The sequence below is a fragment of the Pseudolysinimonas sp. 10J20-29 genome (genome assembly GCF_055809595.1).
The window spans coordinates 362,162-386,115 of sequence record NZ_CM147917.1 but is presented as its reverse complement, the minus strand read 5'-3'; the positions used below and the strand labels follow the sequence as shown (position 1 = coordinate 386,115).

Below are 23,954 nucleotides of genomic sequence, written 5' to 3'. Positions count from 1 at the left end.
ACACTTATCAGCCAATCTATGGGAATGGATTCCACTTTGGTGGGCGCGCAGCTCGTCCGCGAGGTCGCCCAGGACATGACGGCGCTGCGCGATCCGGACCTGATCCTGACCGGTCTGGTTCGGAGGGTGAAGGCGGCGCTCGGCTGCGACCTCGTGTACCTGAGTCTCAACGACAGCGTCACGCGCGACACCGAGATCCGCTTCTCGGAGGGCATCCGCACCCCTGCGTATCGGTCGATCCGCATGCCGATCGGCACCGGCGTGCTCGGGATGGGAGCCGCCGGGGTCACGACCGAGACCGCCGACTACCTGCGCGATGTCGGGAAATTCCATGTCGATGACGTGGATGCGGCGGTTCGAGGCGAAGGCGTCGCCGCGATCCTGAGCACGCCGCTGCGCGCCGGCGACGACGTCGTGGGAACGCTGACGGTCGCCAACCGCTCCCCCGGGCCGTTCGATGACGCGCAGCGCGGAGTGCTCCGCGAGGCCGCTCTGATGGGCTCGATCGCGGTGGAGCTGTACGAGTTGCGGCGGCAGCTCAGCGCGCAGGAGGAGGCCGCCCGCGACAACGCCGAAAGGCTGCAGCTCGCGACCGAGCTGTCGAGCGCGCTCCTGCTCGGCGAGGGGACGCCCGAGCTGCTGGCGGTGTCGTCTCGCGCCGTCGGAGGGCGCGTCGAACTGGGCGACACGGACGACGAGCCGGGCGCCCCCGAGACGCGGCGCATCGCGCTCGAGGTGGGCGGCGCGGTCGACATCGACGACACCGACCCGACCCGGGTGTCGGCGCTCGCGCCGACCATCGCCACCTTCGTCTCGATCTCGCTGCTGTACGAGGCGGCGATCGAGGATGCCCGGCACCTTCGCGAATCCGAGCTCGCGGAGCGCCTCATCGACGCGCGCGGCCAAAACCCCGGCCGGCCGCTTCGCGCGGGGCTCGCGGGCGACGGACCGCTCGGCGTCTACGTCATCCACGTCGTCGACCCGAACCGACGGCGGGCGGCGGCGAACGCGCTGCGCACGATGCTCGGCCGCACCACGCTGGTGGTCGACCGCCGCCACGAGATCGTCGTCATCTCGCGGACGCTTCGCCTGGACCAGCTGACACCGCTTCTGGCGGAGTATCGATTCCACGCCGGCCGGGCCCGGGCCGACGACGAAGCCGCCGTCGCGCGGGCCTACGACGAGGCGTCCCTGGTCGCACGCTCGATGCGCGCGCTCAACCGTGCGGGCGAGGTCGGAACCCGGCAGGAGCTCGGCGTCGTCGCCTTCGCGCTGGAAGACACCGCCGGGTCCGCGCATCGCCTCGTCGAGACCTACCTGGCACCGCTTCTCACCGGAGCCGATCGCGAGGCGCGCCTGCGCGAGACCGCCCTCGCCTTCCTCGACGCTCAAGGCTCCGTCGCCGACGTCGCCCGCGCACTCTCGATCCACACCAACACGGTCCGACAGCGTCTCGACAAGCTCGACGAGCTGGTGCCCGGTTGGCGCCACGGCCCGCGAAGCCTGGACGTCCATGTCGCGCTGCGAGCCCACGCGCTCATGGCGGCCCGGGCGCACGATGGGCAGTAAGAGGGCGTGGACCCTCTCGAAGCGAGACACTCTGGCAACTCGCTTCAGCCCAGTGCTGGAGCAACCGCGAAAGCAACGTTAGACGCCTATGGAGATCCGACCGAGCGGTTTTGATGAATCAGGTAGCACCGCCGTAGGCACGGTCCCTGATGCGTTCCGATCGAGCTTGAGGACGCAGCACTCGAACCTTCAGCAGTCCCATTCGTGCCGCGTCAGGCTTCACGGGCGCGCCGCCGACGGCGCCAATGAGAAAGCACCGCCAGCACCACCGCGCTCACGAGCAGAGCAAGCCCGACGAACATCAGGCGGTACGCGATGTAGTCGATCCACAGATCACGACCCGGGTTCACGTCGGTGACCGCGAACGACACCACACGGAAGAGAGGCCAACTGAAAGCAAGCGTCGTCCCTGTCGTGGCGAGAATCACGACGACCGCGTGGGGAGCGGCGACCAACGTGACCGCGATCACCACAGTCATCGGGAAGATCCACACCGCCGCCAAGAACGAAATCGACATGGCCGCGAGCTCGGGATCGGGCTCGACCACCTCGGCCATAGTCGTTCCCGCCGACGCCGGCAGCAACACGAGGACCAAGATCGCGGGGAACGCAATGCACGCGACGAACACCGGAACCGTCCAACCAAGACGCGCCTTCACCAAGTGCATGCTCGATTCTGACCTATTTTCAAGGTTTCGGTGATCGCGTGATCGAGCCACTCGTCGTTCGCGGGCCGGCTCAACTCAAGGTCGTACGTGCCCGGTTCGAATCGGCCACCGAGAATGTGGCAGGCATGCTGCTGCCTCAGAGATCTCGTGTCGATCCCGGAACCGAGTCCCTCGAAGCGAGGGATTCTGGTAACTCACTTCAGCCCAGTGCCGGCACGGGTTACCGTCCTTCTCACCGCCAGCCTTTTTACGCGCTAGCCTCCGTGTTCCTACAGCACTCACGAGGGCACGCTCGCACTGCGGATCCGGTGGGTTCCGGCTTCATCCATGGTCGCCGACCCGCTCGCTGAGACGAGGCTGAACCGGACGACACGTCCACAGGCGTTTCGGCTCTCCACGGACCTCGCGGCGAGCATGAGGAGATTGGTGGCAGCGTTCCATTCGCGGTCCAGGCGTGCACTGCATTGACAGTCCCGCACCCGGATCTCGAGGGGTGTCTTGCCGGAAGTGGTCCCCCGTTTGCCGCACAGGCGCGACTGGAGAAGAACGCCGGCGGCGCGATCACGAGTTCGCGGCCCCGGTTTCTGAATCGGCCCGGCTTTCGCCTAATTACTGTTCATCGAGGCCCATCCCTGCTTGAAGAGCGGAACGGGAATCAGGCCGATTCAGACCGATCTACGACCCCGACGTCACGGGCGCTCAATTGCACCGCGGGAGACCCACCGGAAGTAGGCGAGCACTCCGAGATAGGCGAGCCCCGCTGCTGCCACAACGATCACGACTACACCTGCCGGGTGCCAACGCACTCCCGCGGACATGAGCACTACTACCGGCAGCACCCCAGCGACACCCGCGAGAGCGGCCGAGCGCGCCGCGTTCTCACGCCCAAAAGAGCGAGAGTAGGCCACGCAACTGAGGCCGCCCGCACCAAGACCGCCAACGCCACCAAGTACGACCCCGAGCAACAATGCAATTGGCCAGGCAAACAAGGCGGCCTCAAGCTGGCCTTCAACGATTCCGGCGAGAAACACGGTCAACAAACTGACACATGCACCGACCACCGCACCACCTGCGGTCATCACGATAACGGCCTGCAACCTACCCCAGCGATGCTTCCCGTGATCCTGCCTCAGTAGCTCCACGCCGACCCCCCGAGATCGCAACCTAGTCGGTCCGCTTGATCCGACCATGTCGCATCGACAAACCCAACTGCTTTCGCCGCCCAGAACTCCCATGTAGGCGACCACGCAACGCCCGATTGTTGGAGGTGCACATGACCACCGCTTTCAAACGTGTTGAACCTGATTGTCGACCCTGGCGCAGGGAACTAGTTGGAGCCCGTCACCACGAAAGTAGTCGACGTTGCCGTTGTGCTCAGGTTGACGGGAGTCTGCGTGCGTAGGAGTCCACCTAACGAGGGCGCGGCCAAGACGGAACAACTGCCCCCTGACGTGAACTTTTGACACCCGGCGACGGGGAACGAGAAGCACTTCGGTTCGCTTGGCGAGCCGAAAGACGTCGCCCTCTGGCATGGATGAGTCGACGAGTTTCCACTCTATAGCGCACGAGTTTCCAGAATCCCTCGAAGCGAGGGATTCTGGAAACTCGCTCCAGCCCACTGCTGACGCGGGTTGCCGTCCTTGTCTCCGTCCGCTTTTTACAAGCTAACGTCCGTCTTCCTACAGCGCTCACGAGGGCACGCTTGCATTGCGGATCCGGTGGGTTCCGGCTTCAACCATGGTCGCCGACCCGCTCACTGAAGCGAGGCTGAACCGGACGACACGTCGCCCGGACATGGCCGTCATCAACGGCCTGCTATTCAGCCGCATCACACGTACCTGGCCTACGGGCACACAAGTCATACCGCAGGGCCTGCGATGAGATCCTCGAAATCGACCGAACGGTCAGCGCACGGCACTTCGGCGCCAAGGCCGACGTCGAAGTTCGCGAGTCAGCCCCAACGTCAGGTACGTGTCTACATCTTCTCGGGATCGTCGTCATCAGCGGGGAGCCGATAGTTGCGCAGATCCGGGTTCAGCGCCGCGACCGTGCCAATGGCAGCCAACGCCACGCCGGCGCCGATGGCCATACTCAGAGTGGTGCCGAAGCTGCTGGCCATCGCTCCCGCTCGAAAGTTACCGAGCTCCGGGCCTGCGACCCCCACGACTTGTTCGACCGCGCTCACGCGCCCGCGCAGGTCATCGGGGGTGTCCAGCTGGACGACATTGCCGCGCGTGATGACAGCGATAGTGTCGGCAGCGCCGGCAATCGTCAACAGCGCGATCGCCACGATGTAGTCGAATGTGAACGCGAGGCTTCCCAAGGCCGCCGTCCAGGTCACCGCGGCGAGGATCTGCACGATGCCGCTGCGGCTGGCTCGCACGAGTGGTCCGGAGAGCACGCCGGCCAGGAGGCCGCCCACCGCCATCGCGCTGATGAGGAGTCCCATTTTCACAGGGTTGTCACCGAACCGCTCTGCGTTAAGTACTGGGAGCAGAGCCAAGGGCATGACGAGGACCGTTGCGAAGATGTCGATCAGGAAAGATCCGCGAAGGACGGGGCGACTGGCGATTGTCCCGACGCCGGCGAAGACACTCGCGATTGTCATCCGGCGCCCGGACTTCGCAGCTGGGATCTTGGGAAGCGCCGCAATCCCCATCAGAGCAGCAGCAAAACCCACCGCTTCGACGATGTACGCGCCGGTGAAGCCGCTCCACAGCACGAGGGCACCGCCGAGCGCTGGGCCGGCGAGCATTGCAGCTTGGAAGGATACGTGGGTGAGCGCGATCCCGGCTCCGAGCTGTTGCTCAGAAAGCACTCGAGGGAGAATGCTCCGTCTTGCCGGGGAGCCTGCGGAAGTGAAGCTGAGTTGGACGGCGATGATGAGGAGAAGAACGAGAATCGAGTTCAAGCTCAGCCATGCTTGAAGGACGAGTAGCGCGGAACACCCCAGCGCACCAATAGTGGTCCACAAGGTAACAATTCGACGATCGAAGTGATCGGCGAGCCAGCCTCCGATCATGCCAAACACGACCATCGGGACGGCCGACACCAGTCCTGCAATTCCGAGCCACAGAGCGTCCTGTGTGATGTCCCAAACCTGCAACATCACAGCCACAACGCTTACCTGGCGGGCGAATGACTGCGCGGTCGTCCCCATCCAGAAGAACCGGAACGGGCGATTCTCGCGAAGAGGCTCTGTGTTGACAATCCGATCAAGCCGGTCTGCAACCGTCACTTCGGGTCCCCCGGCATCGCTCGCTTGATCCTCTCAGAGAAGGGCTCGGCCTTGAGCACCTGTCTGAACTTGTCGACCGCGACCAACAACGAGATATCGAGAGACGCGTCGATCTCCTGAACCGCCAGCTCGGTCGCATTCCACTCAGCGCGGAGGAAGGGGATGCAAAGGCCGACGGCGCTCGGGAATCGTTTGGATCGGTCGCTCAGGCGTCGCAGAGTTTCCACTCTATCGCGCACGAGTTTCCAGAATCCCTCGAAGCTCCGCCGCCAGGATTCGAACCTGGACCTAACAGCTCCAAAGGCTGTCGTGCTGCCGTTACACCACAGCGGACCGCGCAAATGCGCCCAACCAGTGTGCCACGTCGCGCCTCGGCGCCCGTCGGCCCCGGGCCGCGATAATGAGCAGATGACCGCCGAACCTCCTGCCGACGAAGTCGACCGCATCGTCAACGCCTGGCAGCGCGAGCGGCCGGACCTCGACTTCGCTCCCCTGCAGGTGCTCAGCCGCGTCGCTCGACTCTCGCGCCACCTGGAGCGCGCCCGGCGCGCGGCCTTCGCCGCCTCGAATCTGGAGCCGTGGGAGTTCGACGTGCTCGCGGCGCTGCGCCGCGCCGGCTCGCCCTACACGCTCAGCCCGAAGGCGCTGCTGCAGCAGACGCTCGTGAGCTCGGGCACCATGACGAACCGGATCGATCGACTGGTCGAGCGCCGCCTCGTGCTGCGGCACACCGACCCGCACGACGGCCGCGGCGTGCTCGTGCAGATGACGCCGGAGGGCCGCGAGCGGGTGGATGCGGCGATCAGCACCCTGCTCGTCGGCGAGGCCGAGCTGCTCGCCCACCTGAGCCCCGCGGATCGCGACCGACTCAGCGGGCTCCTGCGCCGCCTCAGCCTCGACTTCGACTAGGCCGGCAGCAGCTCCGAGATCAGCGTCTCGATGCGGCCCTTGATGTCGTCGCGCACACGGCGCACCGTCTCGAGGTCCTTGCCGGCCGGGTCTTCGAGCTCCCAGTCCTCGTAGCGCTTGCCGGGAAAGATCGGGCAGGTGTCGCCGCAGCCCATCGTGATGACCACGTCGGAGGCCTTCACCGCATCCGTCGTCAGGATCTTCGGCACGTTGCCGGTGATGTCGATGCCCTCTTCGGCCATCGCCTCGATCGCGATCGGGTTGATCTGGTCCTTCGGCTCGGAGCCGGCGGAGAGCACCTGGATGCGGTCGCCGGCGAGCGCCGACAGGAATCCGGCGGCCATCTGCGAGCGACCCGCATTGTGGACGCAGACGAACAGAACGGTGGGGGTCTCAGCCATGCTCAAATCATAGATGATGATCTATGAAAGATCGAGCGAGGTCAGCAGCTCGCGCACGCGGCGCTCGATGTCGTCGCGGATCTCGCGCACCCGCTCCAGCGGCTGCCCCACCGGATCCTCGAGCTCCCAGTCGAGATAGCGCCGGCCCGGATACACGGGGCAGGCGTCGCCGCAGCCCATCGTCACCACGACGTCGGCGGCGCGGACCACCTCGTCGGTGAGCGGCTTCGGGAACGCCGCCCCGAGGGGCACCCCGATCTCGTCGAGCACCGTCACGATCGACGAGCGCACGGCCTCGGCCGGACTCGATCCGGCGGTCCGCACCACGACGCGCTCGCCGGCGAGCTGTCGCAGGATCGCGGCCGCCAGCTGCGAGCGCCCTGCGTTCTGCACGCACACGAACAGCACCTCGGGCGCAGCGCCCGGAGCGTGCTCGGCCGCGGCGAGCGCCGTCAACCGCTCAGCGGCGAACTGGGCGGTGCGGGAGGCAAGGTAGCGCTGATCGGAGGCGCGCTCGGCGAGCAGGTCGTGACTCTCCCGCACGTACCGCTCCACCGTCGGGCGCGAGAACGTGCCCGCGAACCGCGTCGCGAGGTCGTCGACGACCCGCCCGAGCACCTCCGCGGCGTCCGCACTCGGGCGCTCGGCGCCGACGGCATCGATCACGGCGTCGAGGCGGTCGGGTGAGACCGAGTACCAGGTGCGTCGCCCCTCCGGCTCGCCGACCAGGATGCCGTGCTCGACGAGCGTCCGGACGTGATGGCTGACGGTGGGCTGGGTGAGCCCGAGCGACTCGGCGAGCCGCCCGACGAGCGCTCGCGAACCGGGCGCCGCGAGCACGAGCGCCACGAGCCGCCGCCGAGTCGGATCGGCCAGCAGCGCGAGCGGCGCCGCGTCGTCGATCCTGCGATCCATAGACGTCACTCTATGATCCCGGGGTCCGGTTCGTCACCGCGAACGGACGCGGCGTAACACTCGGTCCGGGAATTTCCGCGGCGCCGCGCACGCTGTAACACTGGACCCCGGGTGCTTCGGCGCCCCCTCCCGTGCCGTCACGGGACCACTCCCGAGCGAAGGACGCCCCATGGCCCGCATCCACAACGACATCACCGAGACCTTCGGCAACACGCCGCTCGTGCGCCTGAACTCCGTCACGAAGGGGCTCGGCGCCACCGTGCTCGCCAAGCTCGAGTTCTACAACCCCTCGGCGAGCGTCAAGGACCGCCTCGGCATCGCGATCGTCAACGCGGCCGAGAAGTCGGGCGAGCTGAAGCCGGGCGGCACCATCGTCGAGGCGACCAGCGGCAACACCGGGATCGCGCTCGCGATGGTGGCGGCTGCGCGCGGCTACAAGACGGTGCTCACGATGCCCGAGACGATGAGCCAGGAGCGCAAGACGCTGCTGAAGGCCTACGGCGCCGAGCTGGTGCTCACCCCCGGATCCGAGGGCATGAAGGGCGCGGTCTCAGCGGCCGAGGAGCTCGTCGCGAAGACCCCCGGCGCCATCCTCGCGAAGCAGTTCGCCAACGCGGCGAACCCCGCCATCCACTTCGCCACCACCGGTCCCGAGATCTGGAACGACACCGACGGCGCCGTCGACATCTTCGTCGCGGGCGTCGGCACCGGCGGCACCGTCTCAGGCGCGGGCGGCTACCTCAAGCAGCAGAAGGCCGAGCTGACGGTCGTCGCCGTCGAGCCGGAGGAGTCCCCGATCCTCAATGGCGGCACCCCCGGCCCGCACAAGATCCAGGGCATCGGCGCCAACTTCGTGCCCGAGATCCTCGACCGCGAGATCTACGACGAGGTCATCGACGTCAACATCGCGCAGTCGGTCGCGATGGCGCGCCGTCTCGCCGTCGAGGAGGGCATCCTCGCCGGCATCTCCTCCGGCGCGACCGTCGAGGCCGCACTGCAGCTGGCCGCCCGACCCGAGAATGCGGGCAAGACCATCGTCGTCGTGGTCGCCAGCTACGGCGAGCGCTACCTCTCGACTGTTCTCTACGAAGACCTGGCCGTCTGAGAGTGCTCGACGACATCCGCAACGCGCGGCGGCGCGACCCCGCCGCGCGGTCGGGGTTCGAGATCTGGCTGACCTACTCCGGGCTGCACGCCGTGTGGGGCTACCGTCTCGCGCACTGGCTGTGGACGCATCACCTGAAGACCGCGGGGCGCGCCGTCTCGCAGTTCACCCGCTTCCTCACCGGGGTGGAGATCCACCCCGGCGCCACGATCGGGCGGCGGTTCTTCATCGACCACGGGATGGGCGTCGTGATCGGCCAGACCGCCGAGATCGGCGACGACGTGCTCATGTACCACGGCGTCACCCTCGGCGGCACGAGCCTCGGCGACGGCAAGCGGCATCCGACGCTCGGCGACGACATCGTCGTCGGCGCGGGGGCGACCGTGCTCGGCGCGGTCACGATCGGCTCGCATTCGGTGATCGGCGCGAACGCCGTCGTCGTGTCGGATGCGCCCGCCCACTCCGTGCTGGTCGGCTCGCCCGCCGTGGCGAAGCCGCGCTGCGCGGAGTCGACCGAGCGCTACTCCGACCCGGCGATCTACGTCATCTGACCGCGGCGTCTACGACAGGCGCGACGACACCGTCCACGCGGTGCGCCGCACCACCCGCTCCAGCGCGTCGGCGCGCGAGGTGAAGTCGTCGGCCGTCACCGAGACGGAGACCGCGCCGATGGTGTGACCGTGCGCCGAGCGCACCGGCGCCGCGATGCAGGCAAGCCGCGGCATGTACTCCTCCACCTCGACGGCGATGCGCTCATGGCGCACCGTGTCGAGCTGCTCGCGGAGGGCCGCCGCATCCGTCGTGCTGCGCCCGGTGATCGCGCGCAGCGAGCGCTCCTCCAGGTGCCGGTCCAGCTCCTCGCGGCTCTTCGCGGCGAGCATGAGCTTGCCGAACGCCGTCACGTGCGCCGAGTCCGCGAAGCCGACATGCAGCTGACCGATGCGCGGATGCGCGGGAGAGTCGGCGATGTGCGCGACCACGATCTCGTCGGCATGGAACGCCGTCAGGTACACCGGAGCGCGCAGCTCGTCGCGGGCCGCCTCCAGCAGCGTGCGCACCTCCGGAGTGGCGAGCACCTGCCGGTTGACCGCCAGCCCCAGCAGGGCGACAGTGCGCCCGAGCACGTAGCGCGGCTCGTGATGGCGCTTCAGCAGGTAGCCCTGCTTCTGCAGCACGCCGACCAGGCGGTAGGTGGTCGAGAGGCTGAGCCCCAGGGCGGAGGCGATCAACGCCACCTCGGCGCCGTCGTCGCTCGACCCCACGATTTCGAGCACCGCGAGGAGGCGCTCGGCCGCCTGCGTGCCGGACGCGCTCTCCTGCTCCATCGCAGTGCTCACCCCGTCATGCTACGACCGCGGTCCGCGCCGCATCCAGCCGGCCGGCGGCGGATCGACGGCAGATTCGCACATCGTGGGAACGCGCCTTGTTCGCCGCCGCCCGCCGCCCGCACCATGCTCTCGGGAGGCACGGTGCCACCCGCTGACAAGGAGGTTGGCCACATGGCTCGCATCATCATCCTCACCGGCGACGCCGCTGAGACGCTCGAGGTCTTCTACCCGTACCACCGCCTGCAGGAGGCCGGCTTCGAGGTCGACATCGCCGCCCCGACGAAGAAGAAGCTGCAGTTCGTGGTGCACGACTTCGTCAACGGCTACGACACCTACACCGAGAAGCCCGGGCACTGCTGGGATGCCGACATCGCCTTCGCCGACGTCAACCCCGACGACTACGTCGCGGCCGTCATCCCCGGCGGGCGCGCCCCCGAGTACATCCGCAACAACGAGGACGCCAAGCGCATCGTGCGCGCCTTCTTCGACCGCCAGTCGCCGGTCGCCGCCACCTGCCACGGCCCGCCTGCTCGCCTCCGCGGGCGTGCTGAACGGCCGCACCACCTCGGCCTACCCGGAGCTCGCGATCAACGTCGAGCTGGCCGGCGCCACCTTCGAGGGCGGCGGCGACGTCGTCGACAGCAACCTCGTCAGCGCGCGCGCCTGGCCCGACAACGGGGTGTGGATGCGCGCCTTCCTGAAGAACCTCGAGGCCGCGGGCATCACCGCCTAACGCCGGGGCCACGTCGGTGGCGCGGCGCCGTCCTCGCGCCGCGCCACCGACCCCGATACGCTCTCGGGCGTGACACGTCAACGCCTCTCCGCTTCCCTGCTGCTCACCACGATCGCGCTGGCGCTCATCCCGACCGCCGCCTCCGCCGCCACCGCCGAGGGCGCCGCTCCCGAGCCGGTCTCCGTCGTCTCCGCGCCGAACGCCCTCACCAATGTCAACGACTTCGTGTTCGAGAGCCTCGACGTGGAGTTCGAGCTCGGGCGCGACGCCGACGGCCGTTCGACCCTGCGCGCCGTCGAGCACTTCGTCGCCGTGTTCCCCGAGTTCGACCAGAACCGCGGCATGATCCGCGCCGTTCCCGCGATCTACGACGGGCACTCGACCGAGCTTCAGATCGTCTCGGTGACCGACGAGACGGGCACGCCGCGCGACTACGAGCTCGGCACCGACGGCGACTTCCGCACCATCACCATCGCGGTGCCGCTCGGGCAGTTCGTGCACGGCGAGCAGCACTACGTGATCGAGTACACGCAGCGCGACGTCACCAAGCACTTCGCCGACACGAATGACGACGAGTTCTACTGGGATGTCAACGGCACCGGCTGGGCGCAGCCCTTCGGCCGCGTGTCGGCGACGGTCACACTCGAGCCCGGGCTCTCGCGCACCGTCACGGAGACCACCTGCTACCAGGGCTGGGAGGGCTCGAACGTGGCCTGCGATGAGCTCGTCGATTCCGGCGACACCGTCACCGTCGCCGGGACCGATCTCAGCGCGTACCAGAACGTGACCGTCGTCATCGCCTTCGCCGCCGGCACGTTCGCGGCCGCGCCGTGGAACCCGTTCGCACTGATCCCCGCGATCGGCATCGTCGGGGTCGCGGTCAGCCTGCTCTCGCTCATCTACGCCGGGTGGGTGCGCTTCGCGAAGTGGCGCGACGAGCCCGGGCGCGGCACCGTGATCGCCCAGTACGAGCCGCCGGAGGGGGTCAGCCTGTTCCTCGCCGCCGAGATCCTCGGCAAGAAGAACAAGGCGATGCCCGCCGAGATCCTCGACCTCGCCGTGCGGCACTGGGTGCGCATCCGCGAGCGCGACGCCAGCTGGGGCCGCACCGAGTTCGGCATCGAGGAGCTCGCACCGCCGAGCGGCGACACGCTGCTGCCGGATGAGGCCCGCATCCTCGCGGCGCTCTCGACGCGCCAGCAGAGCGGCGTGAAGTGGCTGAAGAAGAATGACACCGCGCTGGGGCGCAAGGTGATCCGCGAGGCGAAGTCGGCGCGCAGCCTCGCCGTGAAGCGGGGGCTGCGCCGCAAGCCGAAGCGCGGGCCGGTCTGGATCATCGTGCTGGCGGCGGCGCTCGCCTTCGTGCTCTGCCTGCTGGCCGGCTCGACCGGCGAGAGCGAGCCGGCAGTGGCCTTCGGGGTGCTCAGCTCGATGGCGGTGCTCTGGGTGGGCATCATCACCTCCGCGGTGCTCGGCAGCCGCAACCCGCGCACGAAGGCCGGCTCCGAGCTGAAGGAGCACTTGGAGGGGCTCGCCGAGTTCATCCGCTGGGCCGAGGCCGACCGTCTGCAGATGCTGCAGAGCGTCACGGGCGCCGAACGGCGCGGCCTCGACGGTCGGGCGGCTGGCCGCGACGATCGCGACCGGGTGGTCCGCGTCTACGAGCGGCTCCTGCCCTACGCGGTGCTGTTCGGGCTCGAGAAGCAGTGGGCCTCCGAGCTCTCCAAGTACTACGCCGACCAGTCCCCCGACTGGTACTCCAGCTCGCACGCCGCCTTCACCGTGGCCGGGTTCACCGCGGGGGTCAGCTCGTTCAGCTCGACCGTGTCGAGCTCGTACTCCGGTTCGGCGAGCTCCTCGTCGTCGGGCGGATCGGGCGGCGGCGGGTTCTCCGGCGGCGGAGGCGGCGGCGGGGGCGGCGGCGGCATCTAGCCGCGAGCTCGGCACTCGAGCGCTCAGCCTCCGAGCGGTCAGCCCTCGAGCGCTCAGCCTTCGAGCGCTCAGCCTTCGAGCATCTCCGACAGCTCGAGCCAGCGCTCCTCGAGCTCGGCCGACTCGCGCTCCAACGCGGCGAGCTTCTCCTGCTCGGCGGCGAGGCCGACGTAGTCCGACTGGTCGTGGGCGGCGAAGGCGATGTGGGCATCCTTGATCGCCTCGGCGAGCTTCGCGAGCCGCCGGTCGATCGCCGACACCTCCTTCTCGGCTGCCCGCCGATCCGCCCCTGAGAGTCCTTTTTCAGGAGTTTGTGTGACGGATGTGGCTGAAGTGCCGCCGGACGCCGCACCACCCACTCGCGTCACCGAATCTCCTGAAAAGCGCAGGGAGGCGGCTCGGAGGGCAAGGTACTCGTCAACGCCGCCCGGCAGATGCCGCAGATGCCCGCCGAGCACCGCGTACTGCTGGTCGGTGACGCGCTCCAGCAGGTACCGGTCGTGGCTGACCACCAGCAGGGTGCCGGGCCAGGAATCCAGCAGGTCCTCCATCGCGGCGAGCATGTCGGTGTCGAGGTCGTTGGTGGGCTCATCGAGGATCAGCACGTTCGGCTCATCCAGCAGGATCAGCAGCAGCTGCAGGCGGCGCTTCTGGCCACCGCTGAGATCCTTCACCGGGGTGGAGAGCTGCGCGCTCGTGAAGCCGAGGCGCTCCAGCAGCTGTCCCGGGGTGAGGGCGACGCCGTTGCTGACGAACTCGGCCTTCTGCCGCCCGATCACCGCGCTGACCCGCTCCTCGGCGATCGAGGCGAGCTCGTCGAGCCGCTGATCGAGCACGGCGATCTTGACCGTCTTGCCGCGCTTGACCCGCCCGCTCGTCGGGGTGACCGTACCCGCGACCAGACCCAGCAGGGTCGACTTGCCGGCGCCATTGACGCCGAGGATGCCGGTGCGCTCCCCCGGCGCAATCCGCCACTCAATGTCTTTCAGCACCTCGGTCTCGCCGTAGCGAACGCCCACATCGAGCAGATCGACGACGTCCTTGCCGAGCCGGGTGACCGCGAGCTGCGAGAGGCTGACGCTGTCGCGCACCGGCGGCTCGTTCTCGATCAGCTGGTTGGCGGCGTCGATCCGGAACTTCGGCTTGCTCGTGCGGGCGGGGGCGCCGCGACGCAGCCAGGCGAGCTCCTTGCGCAGCAGGTTCTGCCGCTTCGCCTCGCTCGCCGCCGCCATCCGGTCGCGCTCGACGCGCTGCAGGATGTAGGCCGCGTAGCCGCCCTCGAAGGGCTCCAGGATGCGGTCGTGCACCTCCCAGGTGTCGAGCGAGACCTCGTCGAGGAACCAGCGATCGTGGGTGACGACCACGAGTCCGCCCTGCTTCGGCGACCATCGGGTCTTCAGGTGCTGGGCAAGCCAGGCGACCCCTTCCACGTCGAGGTGGTTGGTGGGCTCGTCGAGGAAGATGATGTCCCAGTCGCGGGTGAGCAGCGCCGCGAGCGCCACCCGCCGGCGCTGACCGCCGCTGAGGTCGCCGATGCGCGCCTCCCACGGCAGGTCGCGCAGGAGCCCCGCGATCACGTCGCGGGCGCGGGCATCCCCCGCCCACTCGTGCTCGGCGCGGTCGCCGACGACCGCGCGCGAGACGAGCTCGTCGTCGGGCAGCTGGTCGGACTGGTCGAGCATGCCGAGGGTGACGCCGCCGCGGCGGGTCACCCTCCCCGAGTCGGCCTCCTGACGACCGGCGAGGATGCGCAGCAGCGTCGACTTGCCGTCGCCGTTGCGACCGACGACGCCGATCCGGTCGCCCTCCTCGATGCCGACGGTGATGCTCTCGAAGACGACTTTGGTCGGATACTCGAGCGCGAGCTCCTCCGCGCCGAGCAGATGTGCCATGCCTTCGAGCCTAAGGTGTCGGCATGGGTGCGAAGTTCGGCGGCACGACCCGCGAGGTCGAACTCGTGCAGCTGCTCGCTTCCCCCGTGCACCGCTACGAGGGGCGGCCCGCCGACGGGCCGCGACCGGTCGACGGCTCGGAGCTGCGCGATGCGATCGAGCTGCGCGCCGGGCTGGGCGTGGTCGGAGACCGGCACTTCGGGCATCCGGCGCACCGTCAGGCGGGCGTGACGCTGCAGAGCGTCGAGGCGCTCGAGCACGTCGCCGCCGAGCTCGGCGTCCCGGTGCCGGGGCTCACCGAGACGCGGCGCAACGTCCTGCTGCGCGGTGTCGACGTGGATGCCCTGGTCGGCATGACCTTCGCCCTCGACTCCGGCGCCGGGCCGGTCCGCTTCCGCGCGCACCGACCCGCGAATCCGTGCGCCTGGATGAACGAGGCGATCGCGCCGGGGGCCCACCGGGCGCTGCTGCGCCGCGGCGGCATCCGCGCCGAACCGCTCAGCGACGGCACCCTCACCCTCGGCCGCGCGACCCTGACGGTCAACGCCGACTGAGCCGCACCCACACCCGCACCCGCAGTGTGACGTTTCTCCGGAGAATCCCGCACTCTGCTCGCCCGCACGCCCGCGCTTGTTGAGCTCGACGGCCCCTCGGCGCGAAACCTCCGGAGAAACGTCACACTGCGCGCGGGCGCCGCGGGCAGGGGGCGCGGGGCGGAGCTCAGTCGGCGATGATGCGCGCGCCGTGCACCGGGCCGGTGGCCCGCACGACGTTGAGCTGAGCGGCCGAGAGCGCCACCTGCAGTTCGAGCGCGGCGTCGAGATCGGCGGCCAGGAACGCGACGGTCGGGCCGGAGCCGGAGACGATGCCGGCGAGGGCGCCGTTGCGCTCCCCCAGCTCCAGCACGTCGCCGAGGCCCGGCTCCAGGTGCAGCGCGGGAGCCTGCAGGTCGTTGTGCATCGCCGCCGCGAGCATGTGCGGATCGCCCGCGCGCAGCGCCTGCAGCACGTCGGTGTCGACGCTCGGGCTCGCGTCGGCGGGCGAGATGTCGCGCGCGTGGCGTTCACGGTGCGCGTCGAGCTCGCGGTACACGGCGGGCGTCGAGAGTCCGAAATCGGCGAGGGCCAGCACCCACTGGAAGCTGCCGGAGGCCAGCGCCGGCGAGAGCTCATCGCCGCGACCCGTGCCGATCGCCGTGCCGCCGGTCAGCGCGAACGGCACGTCGGCCCCGAGGCGTCGCGCGAGTTCGTGCATCTCGTCGCGCGGCAGCTCGGTGCCCCAGAGGGCATCGCAGGCGACCAGCGTCGCGGCCGCGTCGGCGGACCCGCCGCCCATGCCGCCGGTGACGGGCACGTGCTTCTCGATCGCGATGTGCGCGCCCCCGCGAAAACCGGTCTTGGCGGCGAGCAGGCGCGCCGCCGCGATCGCGATGTTCGAGCCGTCGAGCGGCACCCGTCCGAGCTCCACGCTGCCGGAGACCGAGACGGAGAAGTCATCGGCGGGGGTGACCGCGACGTCCTCGGAGAGCGACACCGCCTGATAGGCGATCGCGACATCGTGATAGCCGTCGTCCTGCAGCGCGCCGACCTTCAAGAAGACGTTGATCTTGCCGGGTGCGCGAACGTGCACCCGACTCAGCTGCCCCCGAGACACCATGCCCCAACCCTAGTCGGGCTGCGCGTCACGCCTTCACGCGTGTGGAGACGCCTCCGCGCGCGCGATCGCGAGGAAGTCCGACACGGTCAGCTGCTCGCCGCGCACGGTCGGCTCGACGCCGGCCGCCTCGAGGCGCGCGCTCGCGGCCGCCGAGCCGCCGAACAGCTCGGCGAGCGCCTGGCGCATCATCTTCCGGCGCTGGCCGAACGCCGCGTCGATGATCTGGAACGTCGCGCGACGCTCCTCCTCGGTTCCAGGGCGCTCGCCCCGCTCGAAGCCGACGAGGATGGAGTCGACGTTGGGCACCGGCCAGAAGATCTGGCGACTGACCTGCCCTTGCGTGAACCAGCGTCCGTACCAGGCTGCTTTCGCCGACGGCGAGCCGTAGACCTTCGACCCCGGCGCGGCGGCGAGACGCTGGCCGACCTCCGCCTGCACCATGACGAGCGCGGACTCGAGACTCGGGAAGGTCTCGAGCAGGTGCAGCAGCACCGGAACCGACACGTTGTACGGGAGGTTGGCGACGAGGCGACGCGGCGGCGCGGGCAGTTCGGTCACGCGCAGCGCATCCGCCGTGATGACCTGAAGCGGCGCCCCCGGCTCGCAGCGTCTCGACCGTGGTCGGCAGCTGCGCGGCGAGCCGCGGATCGATCTCCACCGCCGTCAGCCGGGCTCCGGCCTCCAGGATGCCGAGGGTCAGCGAGCCGAGCCCCGGACCGACCTCAAGCACCTCGTCGCCGGACTCGACCTTCGCCAGGCGGACGATGCGCCGCACCGTGTTGGCGTCGACGACGAAGTTCTGGCCGAGCTTCTTGGTGGGTTGAACGTCCAGCAGGGTCGCGAGGTCGCGGATCTCGGCGGGACCGAGCAGGCTCACCGGGGGCCCAGCGGGGGAAGGTCGATCGGCGTCGTCGGCGGCGCGAACGGTCCGGGCGGCGCGTCGACCGGCTCGTCGTCCCAGTTCCCGTAGACGAGCTCCGTGTTGGAGCTGAGCTGCGCGGCGAGCATCGAGGCATCCGTGCCCAGGTGGGCGGCCATCGCCCGCACGGTGTGCGGCATCAGGTAGGCCGAATTCGGCCGACCGCGGAACGGCGTCGGCGTCAGGTACGGCGCGTCGGTCTCCACCAGCAGGTTGGCCCGCGGCACGGCGGCGAGCGCGTCGCGCAGGCCCTGCGCGTTCTTGAACGTGACCGTGCCGGCGAAGGAGAGGTACCAGCCGCGGCGCGCCACCAGCTCGGCGAACTCGGCGTCGCCGCTGAAGCAGTGGAACACGACGCGGTCGGGGGCCCCGACCCGGTCGAGCACGCGCACGATGTCGAGGTGCGCGTCGCGGTCGTGGATCTGCAGCGCGAGCCCGCGCTCCTTGGCGATCGCGATGTGCGCCTCGAAGGCGCGCACCTGGGCGGCCTTGCCCTCGTCGCTCTCGGTGCGGAAGTAGTCCAGCCCCGTCTCGCCGATCGCGCGCACCCGCGGCTTCGCCGCCAGTTCGGCGATGCCGGCGAGGTGGTCGTCGAGCTCGCCGCGCTCGGCAAGCTCGGGCGCTTCGTTCGGATGGATGGCGACGGCGGCGAGCACCCGCGGCTCGCGCGCGGCGACCTCGGCGCTCCAGCGCGAAGTCTCCAGGTCGGTGCCGACCTGCACGACCCCGCGCACACCGACGCTGGAGGCGCGGTCGAGCTGCTCGCGGTAGTCGAGCGGCTCGTCGCCGTCGGCGATCTCCATGTGCGTGTGGTTGTCGTAGACCGGAACCACGAGCGCCTCCGGCAGCGGCGGGTAGTCGCGGCCGCGCGCGGCGACGGCGTGCTCTCGCGCCCGGAGGAAGGAGTCGCTCACGCCGAGCCCACCTCCGCGGTCTCCTCGATGCGGGGGAACAGCGCCTGCAGCGCCGACACCGTCGTTCCCGCCGGCAGCTGGCCCCAGCTTCCCGCCTCGCGGATCTGCTGATCCTCGAGCACGCCGAGCGCCGGCTCCGCGCCGAGCGCCGCCCACAGCTTCGCGGTCGACTCGGGGATCACCGGGTGCAGCAGCACGGCGAGCGCGCGCAGACCTTCGACCGCGGTGTAGAGCACCGTGCCGAGTCGCTCGCGCGTCGCCGGGTCCTTCGCAAGCACCCACGGCTCCTGCTCGGTGATGTAGCCGTTCAGCTCGTCGACGATCGTCCAGATGGCGTCGATGGCCTCGTTGATGGCGAGGCGCTCGATCGCGGCATCCGCGTTCAGGGCGGCGGCCGCCACCGTGCGCTGGATCGCGAGGTCGGCGTCCTGCGACGGTCCCGCCTCCGGCACGACGCCGTCGAAGTACTTGTTGAGCATCGCGATCACGCGCGACGCGAGGTTGCCGAAGCCGTTGGCGAGCTCGGAGTGGTAGCGGGCCGACAGGTCCTCCCACGAGAACGAGCCGTCCTGGCCGAAGGTGATGGCGCTCATGAAGTAGTAGCGGAACGCATCCGAGCCGAAGGTGTCGGTGATCTGGCTCGGCGCGATGCCGGTCAGCTTCGACTTCGACATCTTCTCGCCGCCGACCAGCAGCCAGCCGTGCCCGAACACGCGCGTCGGCACAGGGAGCCCGGCCGCCAGCAGCATCGCGGGCCAGATGACCGCGTGGAACCGCGCGATGTCCTTGCCGACCAGCTGCACGGCGGGCCAGCGGCGACGGAACTGCTCGTCGTCGACGCCGTAGCCGATCGCCGAGATGTAGTTCAGCAGCGCGTCGAACCACACGTAGACGACGTGCGTCTCGTCCCACGGCACCTTGATGCCCCAGTCGAAGCTCGAGCGCGAGATCGACAGATCCGACAGCCCCTGGCGCACGAACTGCATGATCTCGTTGCGCACGCTCTCCGGCTGGATGAAGTCCGGCTGCGACTGGTACAGGTTCATCAGATCGTCGGCGAAGGCGCTCATCCGGAAGAAGTAGTTCTTCTCCTTCAGGATCTCCACCGGGCGCGAGTGGATCTTGCACAGCTTCTGCCCGGCGAACTCGCCCGACTCGGTCTCCATCAGATCGTCGAGCTGCTTGTACTCCTCGCAGCCGACGCAGTAGAAGCCCTCGTAGAAGCCCTCGTAGATGTGCCCGTCGTCGTAGAGCTGCTGCAGGAACACCGCGACGGCCTTCTCGTGCCGCTCGTCGGTGGTGCGGATGAAGTCGTCGTTGGCGATGTTGATCGTCTGCAGCAGCGGCTGCCACGCCTCCGCCACGAGCTTGTCGGCCCAGGCCTTCGGGGTGGTGTCGTTGGCGACCGCGGTGCGCAGGATCTTCTGGCCGTGCTCATCGGTGCCGGTCAGCAGCCAGGCGTCGTCACCGGCCTGCCGGTGCCAGCGCGCAAGAACATCGGCGGCCACCTCCGTGTACGCGTGGCCGATGTGGGGCACGTCGTTGACATAGAAGATGGGCGTCGCGATGTAGAAGGAGGCGCCTGCAGGCATGAGGGTCAGTCTACTGAGCGCGCCGGTGCGTTACTGCGGTCGCGCCAGGCGCGCGCCAGCGCGAGATGCTGCGGAGCGTCGAGAGCGGCCGCCCAGACCGCAACCCGAGCGAGGTCGCCGGCGAAATGGTTCCCCATGCCCGCCGAAAGCCGGACAGCACCGATCGTGAAGTCGGAGGTCACGCGCCGGTTCAGGCCATCAGCGAATTGGTAGGGGTTCTTCGCGTACGACAGCCCGGCGCCGAGCGGTGGCTCCGGCTCACGGTACAGGGGGCGCGGGTCGGCCTCGCCATCGAGATAGGCGACGATCTGGTCGCCGTCGTAGCTGAACGCAACGACGCTCCATCGCCCCAGGGCGACGTGCCGCTCGCTCGCGGCGTAGTCACGACTGAACGGGATTCCCGGGTTGGCGCCGCCCGTCGCTGACACGTGCCCGCACACTTGTTGCGCGCCGCCGTAGGTGGGCAGGCTCACGAAGAGACCGTACTGCCGTCGGGGATCGCAATCGTCTTCTTGCCACATGCCGGCGATGAATCCGGTCGCGAGCGAGCTGCGACGCACCAAGGCGACGACGGTCACGCGGTCGCCGCGTCTGGACACGTCAAGCGCTCCGGTTTCGCCGGCGGGGATTGCCAGAGCATCCGTGACCCCGTCGAAGTGCATCGCGCCGCCGACTTCACTGTCCGCCCGCCATCGCGGCCCGGCTCCGGACAGCGGACGAAGCCGCAGGCCGTGCCCGCTGTCGTCGACGGCGCGGAAGCGGGCCCGGAAGTCCCACTCGACGAGCGGCGGCGGGACATCCGCGAACGACGGCGGGGACGAACCAAGTCGTTCGTCCCCACCGCCGTTGCTCATGCCGAGATCAGCCCGCGAGAATCGGGTCGGCGATCTCGCACACCGCGGCCAGCTGCGCCGCGACGTCCGCGTCCGCGACCCAGACGCCATCAAGCGCCGGCTTCGTGGCCGTCTCGAGCTGCGGGAACTCGACCGGGTAGGGGATCTGCTGGGCAACGGAGAGCGTGTCGATCAGCGAGCGCTGGGCCGATGCCTCCGAGAGTCCCGGGTACTCTTCGGCGTAGCGAGCCGGAATGAACTCCGGGGTCGCGAGCGAGAACCGCGGCGCGACGTACGGAAGCTCTTCCGAGCCGTGCTTGCTCGTGAAGTGCGCGAACAGGCGAGTCGCGAGCTCGGTCGTCTCGCCCGCCTCCCACACAACCATCGACGCCTGTCCGATGAACGGGCTGAAGGGCACGTCGCCCTCGGGCTGCGGCACCATGTCGAACGCGAACGTCGAGTCCGCGATCTGGGCGAGCGCGCTCGGTGCACCGAGGAACATCGCGGTGTCGCCGGTCGGGAAGCTCGACGTGTTTCCGGGGGTCGGATAGCTGCCGTCCTCGAAGATCATGTCGTGCACGAACTCGAAGGCTTCAACCGTTCCGGGGTCGGTGAACCCGCATGTGTCGCCACCGGGGTAGGCGACACCGCCGAAGCCCTTCAAGAACGGCGTGAACAGCGCGTAGCTGGTGAAGTTCCACTGGGGGATGTCGAACCCGTAGGTCACGACACCGGAGTCGACGAGCTCTTTCGAGATCTGCCGCAGCGACTGCCAGGTCCACTCGCCCCGCTCCAGGAGCTCCGCCGGAGTCGTCACGCCCGCTTCTTCGAAGACGTCGACGTTGTACATGACCGGGTGGGTCGTGCCGGCGAACGGGTAGCCGAAGATCTCGCCGTTGTCGCCTTCCAGCTCCGCGTAGAGGTTCGGGATGATGTCGTCGAAGTCCCAGTCAGCGTCATCCTTGAGCACGCTGATGTCGTGGAGCGCTCCCGAGTCGACCCACGCCGGGGTCGCCGACTCGACGATCCAGCCGAGGTCGGGTGCGTCGCCGCCGCTGAGACGAATCGCGAGCTGGGAGTTGTACTCCGCGAACGGAATCGTCTCGATCGTGAGCTCGCCGAGTTCGGGGTTCTCCTCGCGGAATTCGTCGGCGAGGGTCTGGAAGGTCGCGAGAATCGTCTCGTCGCCGGTCCAGACCGTCATGGTCAGGTCGACGGGCTCGTCGTACGTCGGGGCGCCGCTTCCGGCGCATCCCGCGAGAGCGAGAGCTCCAGCTGAGGTGGCGGCGATTGCCGCCAGCCGCCAGTTTCGCTGTGTCATGGTGTGGTTCTCCTCATCATTGGGGGGAAATGCGTGAGCATGTCACTCACGCGGTGGTGCGCTATTTGATGCCGGTCCCGGCGATGCCCTGGACGAACTGACGCTGCGCGATGACGAACACCGCGAGCACCGGGAGCACGCTCAAGGTCGTGGCCGCCATCTGGACGTTCCAGATGGGGACACCCGTGATCGGGTCTGTGAACGATTGCAGGGCAATCGGGATCGTGAGCATCTCGCGGCTTCGCAAGAAGACGAGCGGCTCAAGAAAGTCGTTCCAGCTGTTCAAGAAGGTCAAGATCGCGAGCGCCGCGACGGGTGCCTTCGCCAGCGGCATGGCGATTCGCCAGAAGATGCCGAATCGTCCCAGTCCATCGACACGCCCGGCCTGCTCGAGTTCGACCGGCATGCTGATGAAGAACTGGCGCATCAAGAAGATCCCAAGCACCGCGGGCACTCCGAACATCGACGGAATGATGAGCGAGAGGTGGGAATCCACCCACCCGAATGCCGAGATCAGCCGGAACAGCGGGATGATCGTGACCTCCGGCGGGACGAGAAGCGCGCTGAGCAGCATGACGAACAACGCATTGCGACCGCGGAACTGAATGCGGGCGAAGGCGTAGCCCGCCAGAGACGCAACGGCGATCACGCCCGCCGTCGTCAAGGTCGCGATGTAGAGCGAATTGACGAACTGCTGGAGGAATGGCCCTTGCGCGAACGGCGCCAGGAAGTTGTGCCACTGAGGGTCGGCGGGGAAGATCACCGGCGGGCTTTCGAAGACCCCGCCGTAGGTCTTCAGCGCCGTCGAGAACATCCAATAGACGGGGAAGACGAACGGAATCGCAATCAGGCCCATCAGCACGAACATGCCGACGCGCGCGAATCCGGTTCGTGAGGAGCCGCGGCGTCGCTCGCGCGGCGGCGCCGCGGCGTCAACGCCGATGTTGTAGTCGAGATCAAGACTCATTGAAGACCCAGCGCTTTCTGGTCCACCACTGCAGCAGGGTGAGGGCGAGGACAATCGCGAACAAGAACACGGCCGCTGTGCTGGCGTAGCCGACCTGGAACGCGCGGAACGCCTGCTCGTAGATGTAGTAGCCGAGGATTGAGGTCGACAGCTGCGGCCCGCCTTCGGTTAGCAGGTACACCTGGGCGAAGGCCTTCAGAGAGCCGATCGTGGCGAGGATTCCGACCATGACCGTCGTCGGCGCGATCAGCGGCGCCGTGACGTGGCGGAACGACTGCCACCGGCGTGCGCCATCAATGCGGCTCGCTTCGATCAGTTCGACCGGCACCTCCTGCAGAGCCGCAAGGAAGAGGATCATGCTCACGCCGACCGACTTCAGCACCTGGATGCCGATGATCGTCGTCATGGCCCACTCGGTGCTCGCCAGCCAGTTCGGGCCGTCGATGCCCACCATCGCGAGCCAGCCGTTGAGTCCGCCGGAGTCCTGCAGCAGCACCTCCCACACCAACGACCAAGCGACCAGCGAGACCACGACGGGCACGAAGTACGCCGTGCGGAAGATCGCGATTCCGGGAATGCGCTGGTTGACGAGCACGGCGAGCGCGAGGCCGATCAGGATGTTCGCGGGAATGACGAACGCGGAGAACAGCGCGGTGTTCTGAAGCACCCGGGCAAAGGTGCCCGAGGCGACGAGTTCGGCGTAGTTGTCGAAACCCGCGAAGCTAGTTCGCCCCGACAGGCTGTTGTAGTCCTGAAAACTGAACGCGAAGACGCCCACGATGGGGACGGCGACGAACACGATGAATCCGAGCACCGCCGGAGCGATGAACGCGTAGCCGTACAGACTGTCGATACGTTCAAGGCGTCCCCGGCGCACGGGGTGCGAACCGGAGCCCCGGCGGGCCGCGCGTTCGGTGGTTCTGATCATCTGCGCCTCGTCATTGAGGTGTTGCATCTTTTGCAACACGGTTGTGTAGAATGAGATACCAGAATGCGGCCCTGTTGGCCCAATGTCAAGTCGACATCGAATATCGTCCAAGAATCCCCAGCGCAAGGAGTCCC

Annotated in this window: 19 protein-coding genes, 1 tRNA gene and 2 pseudogenes; 7 read left to right on the top strand and 15 right to left on the bottom strand. The window is 68.5% G+C overall.

Annotated elements, in window-relative coordinates:
* The first annotated feature begins 24 nt into the window (after nucleotides 1-24).
* Nucleotides 25-1,569: a helix-turn-helix domain-containing protein gene (locus tag AC0L6Y_RS01930; RefSeq protein WP_473554272.1), complete on the top strand. Its 1,545-nt coding sequence runs from the start codon at nucleotides 25-27 to the stop codon at nucleotides 1,567-1,569.
* Nucleotides 1,570-1,781: 212 nt separating this feature from the next.
* On the opposite strand, the gene AC0L6Y_RS01925 is transcribed toward AC0L6Y_RS01930, so the two are convergent.
* From AC0L6Y_RS01925 to AC0L6Y_RS01915, 3 genes are all read right to left on the bottom strand, one after another.
* Entirely contained in the window at nucleotides 1,782-2,237 is a 456-nt protein-coding gene (locus AC0L6Y_RS01925; RefSeq protein ID WP_473554267.1) for a hypothetical protein, read from the bottom strand.
* A gap of 1,975 nt (nucleotides 2,238-4,212) precedes the next feature.
* The gene (locus AC0L6Y_RS01920) at nucleotides 4,213-5,475 is read right to left on the bottom strand and encodes an MFS transporter (protein WP_473554262.1); all 1,263 of its coding nucleotides are present in this window, start codon (nucleotides 5,473-5,475) and stop codon (nucleotides 4,213-4,215) included.
* Nucleotides 5,476-5,736: 261 nt separating this feature from the next.
* A tRNA-Gln gene (locus tag AC0L6Y_RS01915) sits at nucleotides 5,737-5,808 on the bottom strand.
* 75 nt (nucleotides 5,809-5,883) lie between these two features.
* On the opposite strand from AC0L6Y_RS01915, the gene AC0L6Y_RS01910 reads away from it, so the two are divergent.
* Nucleotides 5,884-6,384 (top strand): MarR family winged helix-turn-helix transcriptional regulator, encoded by a 501-nt coding sequence (locus tag AC0L6Y_RS01910; protein ID WP_473554257.1) that lies wholly within the window; start codon nucleotides 5,884-5,886, stop codon nucleotides 6,382-6,384.
* On the opposite strand, the gene AC0L6Y_RS01905 is transcribed toward AC0L6Y_RS01910, so the two are convergent.
* Nucleotides 6,381-6,785, bottom strand: coding sequence for an arsenate reductase ArsC (locus AC0L6Y_RS01905; RefSeq protein WP_473554253.1), 405 nt, complete (start codon nucleotides 6,783-6,785; stop codon nucleotides 6,381-6,383). The genes AC0L6Y_RS01910 and AC0L6Y_RS01905 overlap by 4 nt on opposite strands.
* Nucleotides 6,786-6,806: 21 nt before the next feature.
* On the bottom strand, nucleotides 6,807-7,700 hold the full coding sequence (locus AC0L6Y_RS01900; RefSeq protein ID WP_473554249.1) for a metalloregulator ArsR/SmtB family transcription factor: 894 nt from the start codon (nucleotides 7,698-7,700) through the stop codon (nucleotides 6,807-6,809).
* A 169-nt stretch (nucleotides 7,701-7,869) separates the two neighbouring features.
* Here AC0L6Y_RS01900 and cysK point away from each other — a divergent pair, with 169 nt between their 5' ends.
* A complete protein-coding gene (gene cysK / locus AC0L6Y_RS01895) occupies nucleotides 7,870-8,805 on the top strand; it encodes a cysteine synthase A (protein WP_473554244.1) in 936 nt (311 codons plus the stop codon).
* Nucleotides 8,802-9,356: a serine O-acetyltransferase EpsC gene (gene epsC / locus AC0L6Y_RS01890; protein ID WP_473558603.1), complete on the top strand. Its 555-nt coding sequence runs from the start codon at nucleotides 8,802-8,804 to the stop codon at nucleotides 9,354-9,356. The genes cysK and epsC overlap by 4 nt, the downstream gene beginning before the upstream one ends.
* Nucleotides 9,357-9,365: 9 nt before the next feature.
* Here the strand turns inward: epsC and AC0L6Y_RS01885 are convergent, their stop codons facing one another.
* Nucleotides 9,366-10,142 (bottom strand): IclR family transcriptional regulator, encoded by a 777-nt coding sequence (locus AC0L6Y_RS01885; protein WP_473554238.1) that lies wholly within the window; start codon nucleotides 10,140-10,142, stop codon nucleotides 9,366-9,368.
* 6 nt (nucleotides 10,143-10,148) lie between these two features.
* Between AC0L6Y_RS01885 and AC0L6Y_RS01880 the strand changes: the two are divergent.
* Both AC0L6Y_RS01880 and AC0L6Y_RS01875 read left to right on the top strand, forming a co-directional pair.
* A pseudogene (locus tag AC0L6Y_RS01880) lies at nucleotides 10,149-10,866 on the top strand (DJ-1/PfpI family protein).
* A 69-nt stretch (nucleotides 10,867-10,935) separates the two neighbouring features.
* Nucleotides 10,936-12,798, top strand: coding sequence for a DUF2207 domain-containing protein (locus AC0L6Y_RS01875; RefSeq protein WP_473554235.1), 1,863 nt, complete (start codon nucleotides 10,936-10,938; stop codon nucleotides 12,796-12,798).
* 68 nt (nucleotides 12,799-12,866) lie between these two features.
* Here AC0L6Y_RS01875 and AC0L6Y_RS01870 read toward each other — a convergent pair whose 3' ends face one another.
* Nucleotides 12,867-14,690, bottom strand: coding sequence for an ABC-F family ATP-binding cassette domain-containing protein (locus AC0L6Y_RS01870; protein WP_473554229.1), 1,824 nt, complete (start codon nucleotides 14,688-14,690; stop codon nucleotides 12,867-12,869).
* 23 nt (nucleotides 14,691-14,713) lie between these two features.
* Between AC0L6Y_RS01870 and AC0L6Y_RS01865 the strand changes: the two genes are divergently transcribed.
* On the top strand, nucleotides 14,714-15,244 hold the full coding sequence (locus AC0L6Y_RS01865; RefSeq protein WP_473554225.1) for a molybdenum cofactor biosysynthesis protein: 531 nt from the start codon (nucleotides 14,714-14,716) through the stop codon (nucleotides 15,242-15,244).
* Between the two features lie 166 nt (nucleotides 15,245-15,410).
* Here AC0L6Y_RS01865 and AC0L6Y_RS01860 read toward each other — a convergent pair whose 3' ends face one another.
* From AC0L6Y_RS01860 to AC0L6Y_RS01825, 8 genes and pseudogenes are all read right to left on the bottom strand, one after another.
* Nucleotides 15,411-16,346, bottom strand: a complete 936-nt coding sequence (locus tag AC0L6Y_RS01860; protein WP_473554220.1) for a 4-(cytidine 5'-diphospho)-2-C-methyl-D-erythritol kinase — start codon at nucleotides 16,344-16,346, stop codon at nucleotides 15,411-15,413.
* A 33-nt stretch (nucleotides 16,347-16,379) separates the two neighbouring features.
* Nucleotides 16,380-17,223 (bottom strand): annotated as a pseudogene (gene rsmA / locus AC0L6Y_RS01855) (16S rRNA (adenine(1518)-N(6)/adenine(1519)-N(6))-dimethyltransferase RsmA).
* The gene (locus AC0L6Y_RS01850) at nucleotides 17,220-18,179 is read right to left on the bottom strand and encodes a TatD family hydrolase (protein ID WP_473554218.1); all 960 of its coding nucleotides are present in this window, start codon (nucleotides 18,177-18,179) and stop codon (nucleotides 17,220-17,222) included. The pseudogene rsmA and the gene AC0L6Y_RS01850 overlap by 4 nt, the downstream one beginning before the upstream one ends.
* Nucleotides 18,176-19,771 (bottom strand): methionine--tRNA ligase, encoded by a 1,596-nt coding sequence (gene metG / locus AC0L6Y_RS01845; RefSeq protein ID WP_473554213.1) that lies wholly within the window; start codon nucleotides 19,769-19,771, stop codon nucleotides 18,176-18,178. The genes AC0L6Y_RS01850 and metG overlap by 4 nt, the downstream gene beginning before the upstream one ends.
* A gap of 5 nt (nucleotides 19,772-19,776) precedes the next feature.
* Complete coding sequence (locus AC0L6Y_RS01840) at nucleotides 19,777-20,625, bottom strand: hypothetical protein (protein WP_473554209.1); 849 nt, start codon at nucleotides 20,623-20,625, stop codon at nucleotides 19,777-19,779.
* Nucleotides 20,626-20,632: 7 nt separating this feature from the next.
* Entirely contained in the window at nucleotides 20,633-21,925 is a 1,293-nt protein-coding gene (locus tag AC0L6Y_RS01835) for an extracellular solute-binding protein (RefSeq protein WP_473554203.1), read from the bottom strand.
* 61 nt (nucleotides 21,926-21,986) lie between these two features.
* Nucleotides 21,987-22,793, bottom strand: a complete 807-nt coding sequence (locus AC0L6Y_RS01830; protein ID WP_473554199.1) for a carbohydrate ABC transporter permease — start codon at nucleotides 22,791-22,793, stop codon at nucleotides 21,987-21,989.
* 88 nt (nucleotides 22,794-22,881) lie between these two features.
* Complete coding sequence (locus AC0L6Y_RS01825) at nucleotides 22,882-23,820, bottom strand: carbohydrate ABC transporter permease (RefSeq protein ID WP_473554196.1); 939 nt, start codon at nucleotides 23,818-23,820, stop codon at nucleotides 22,882-22,884.
* Between the last annotated feature and the right edge of the window lie 134 nt (nucleotides 23,821-23,954).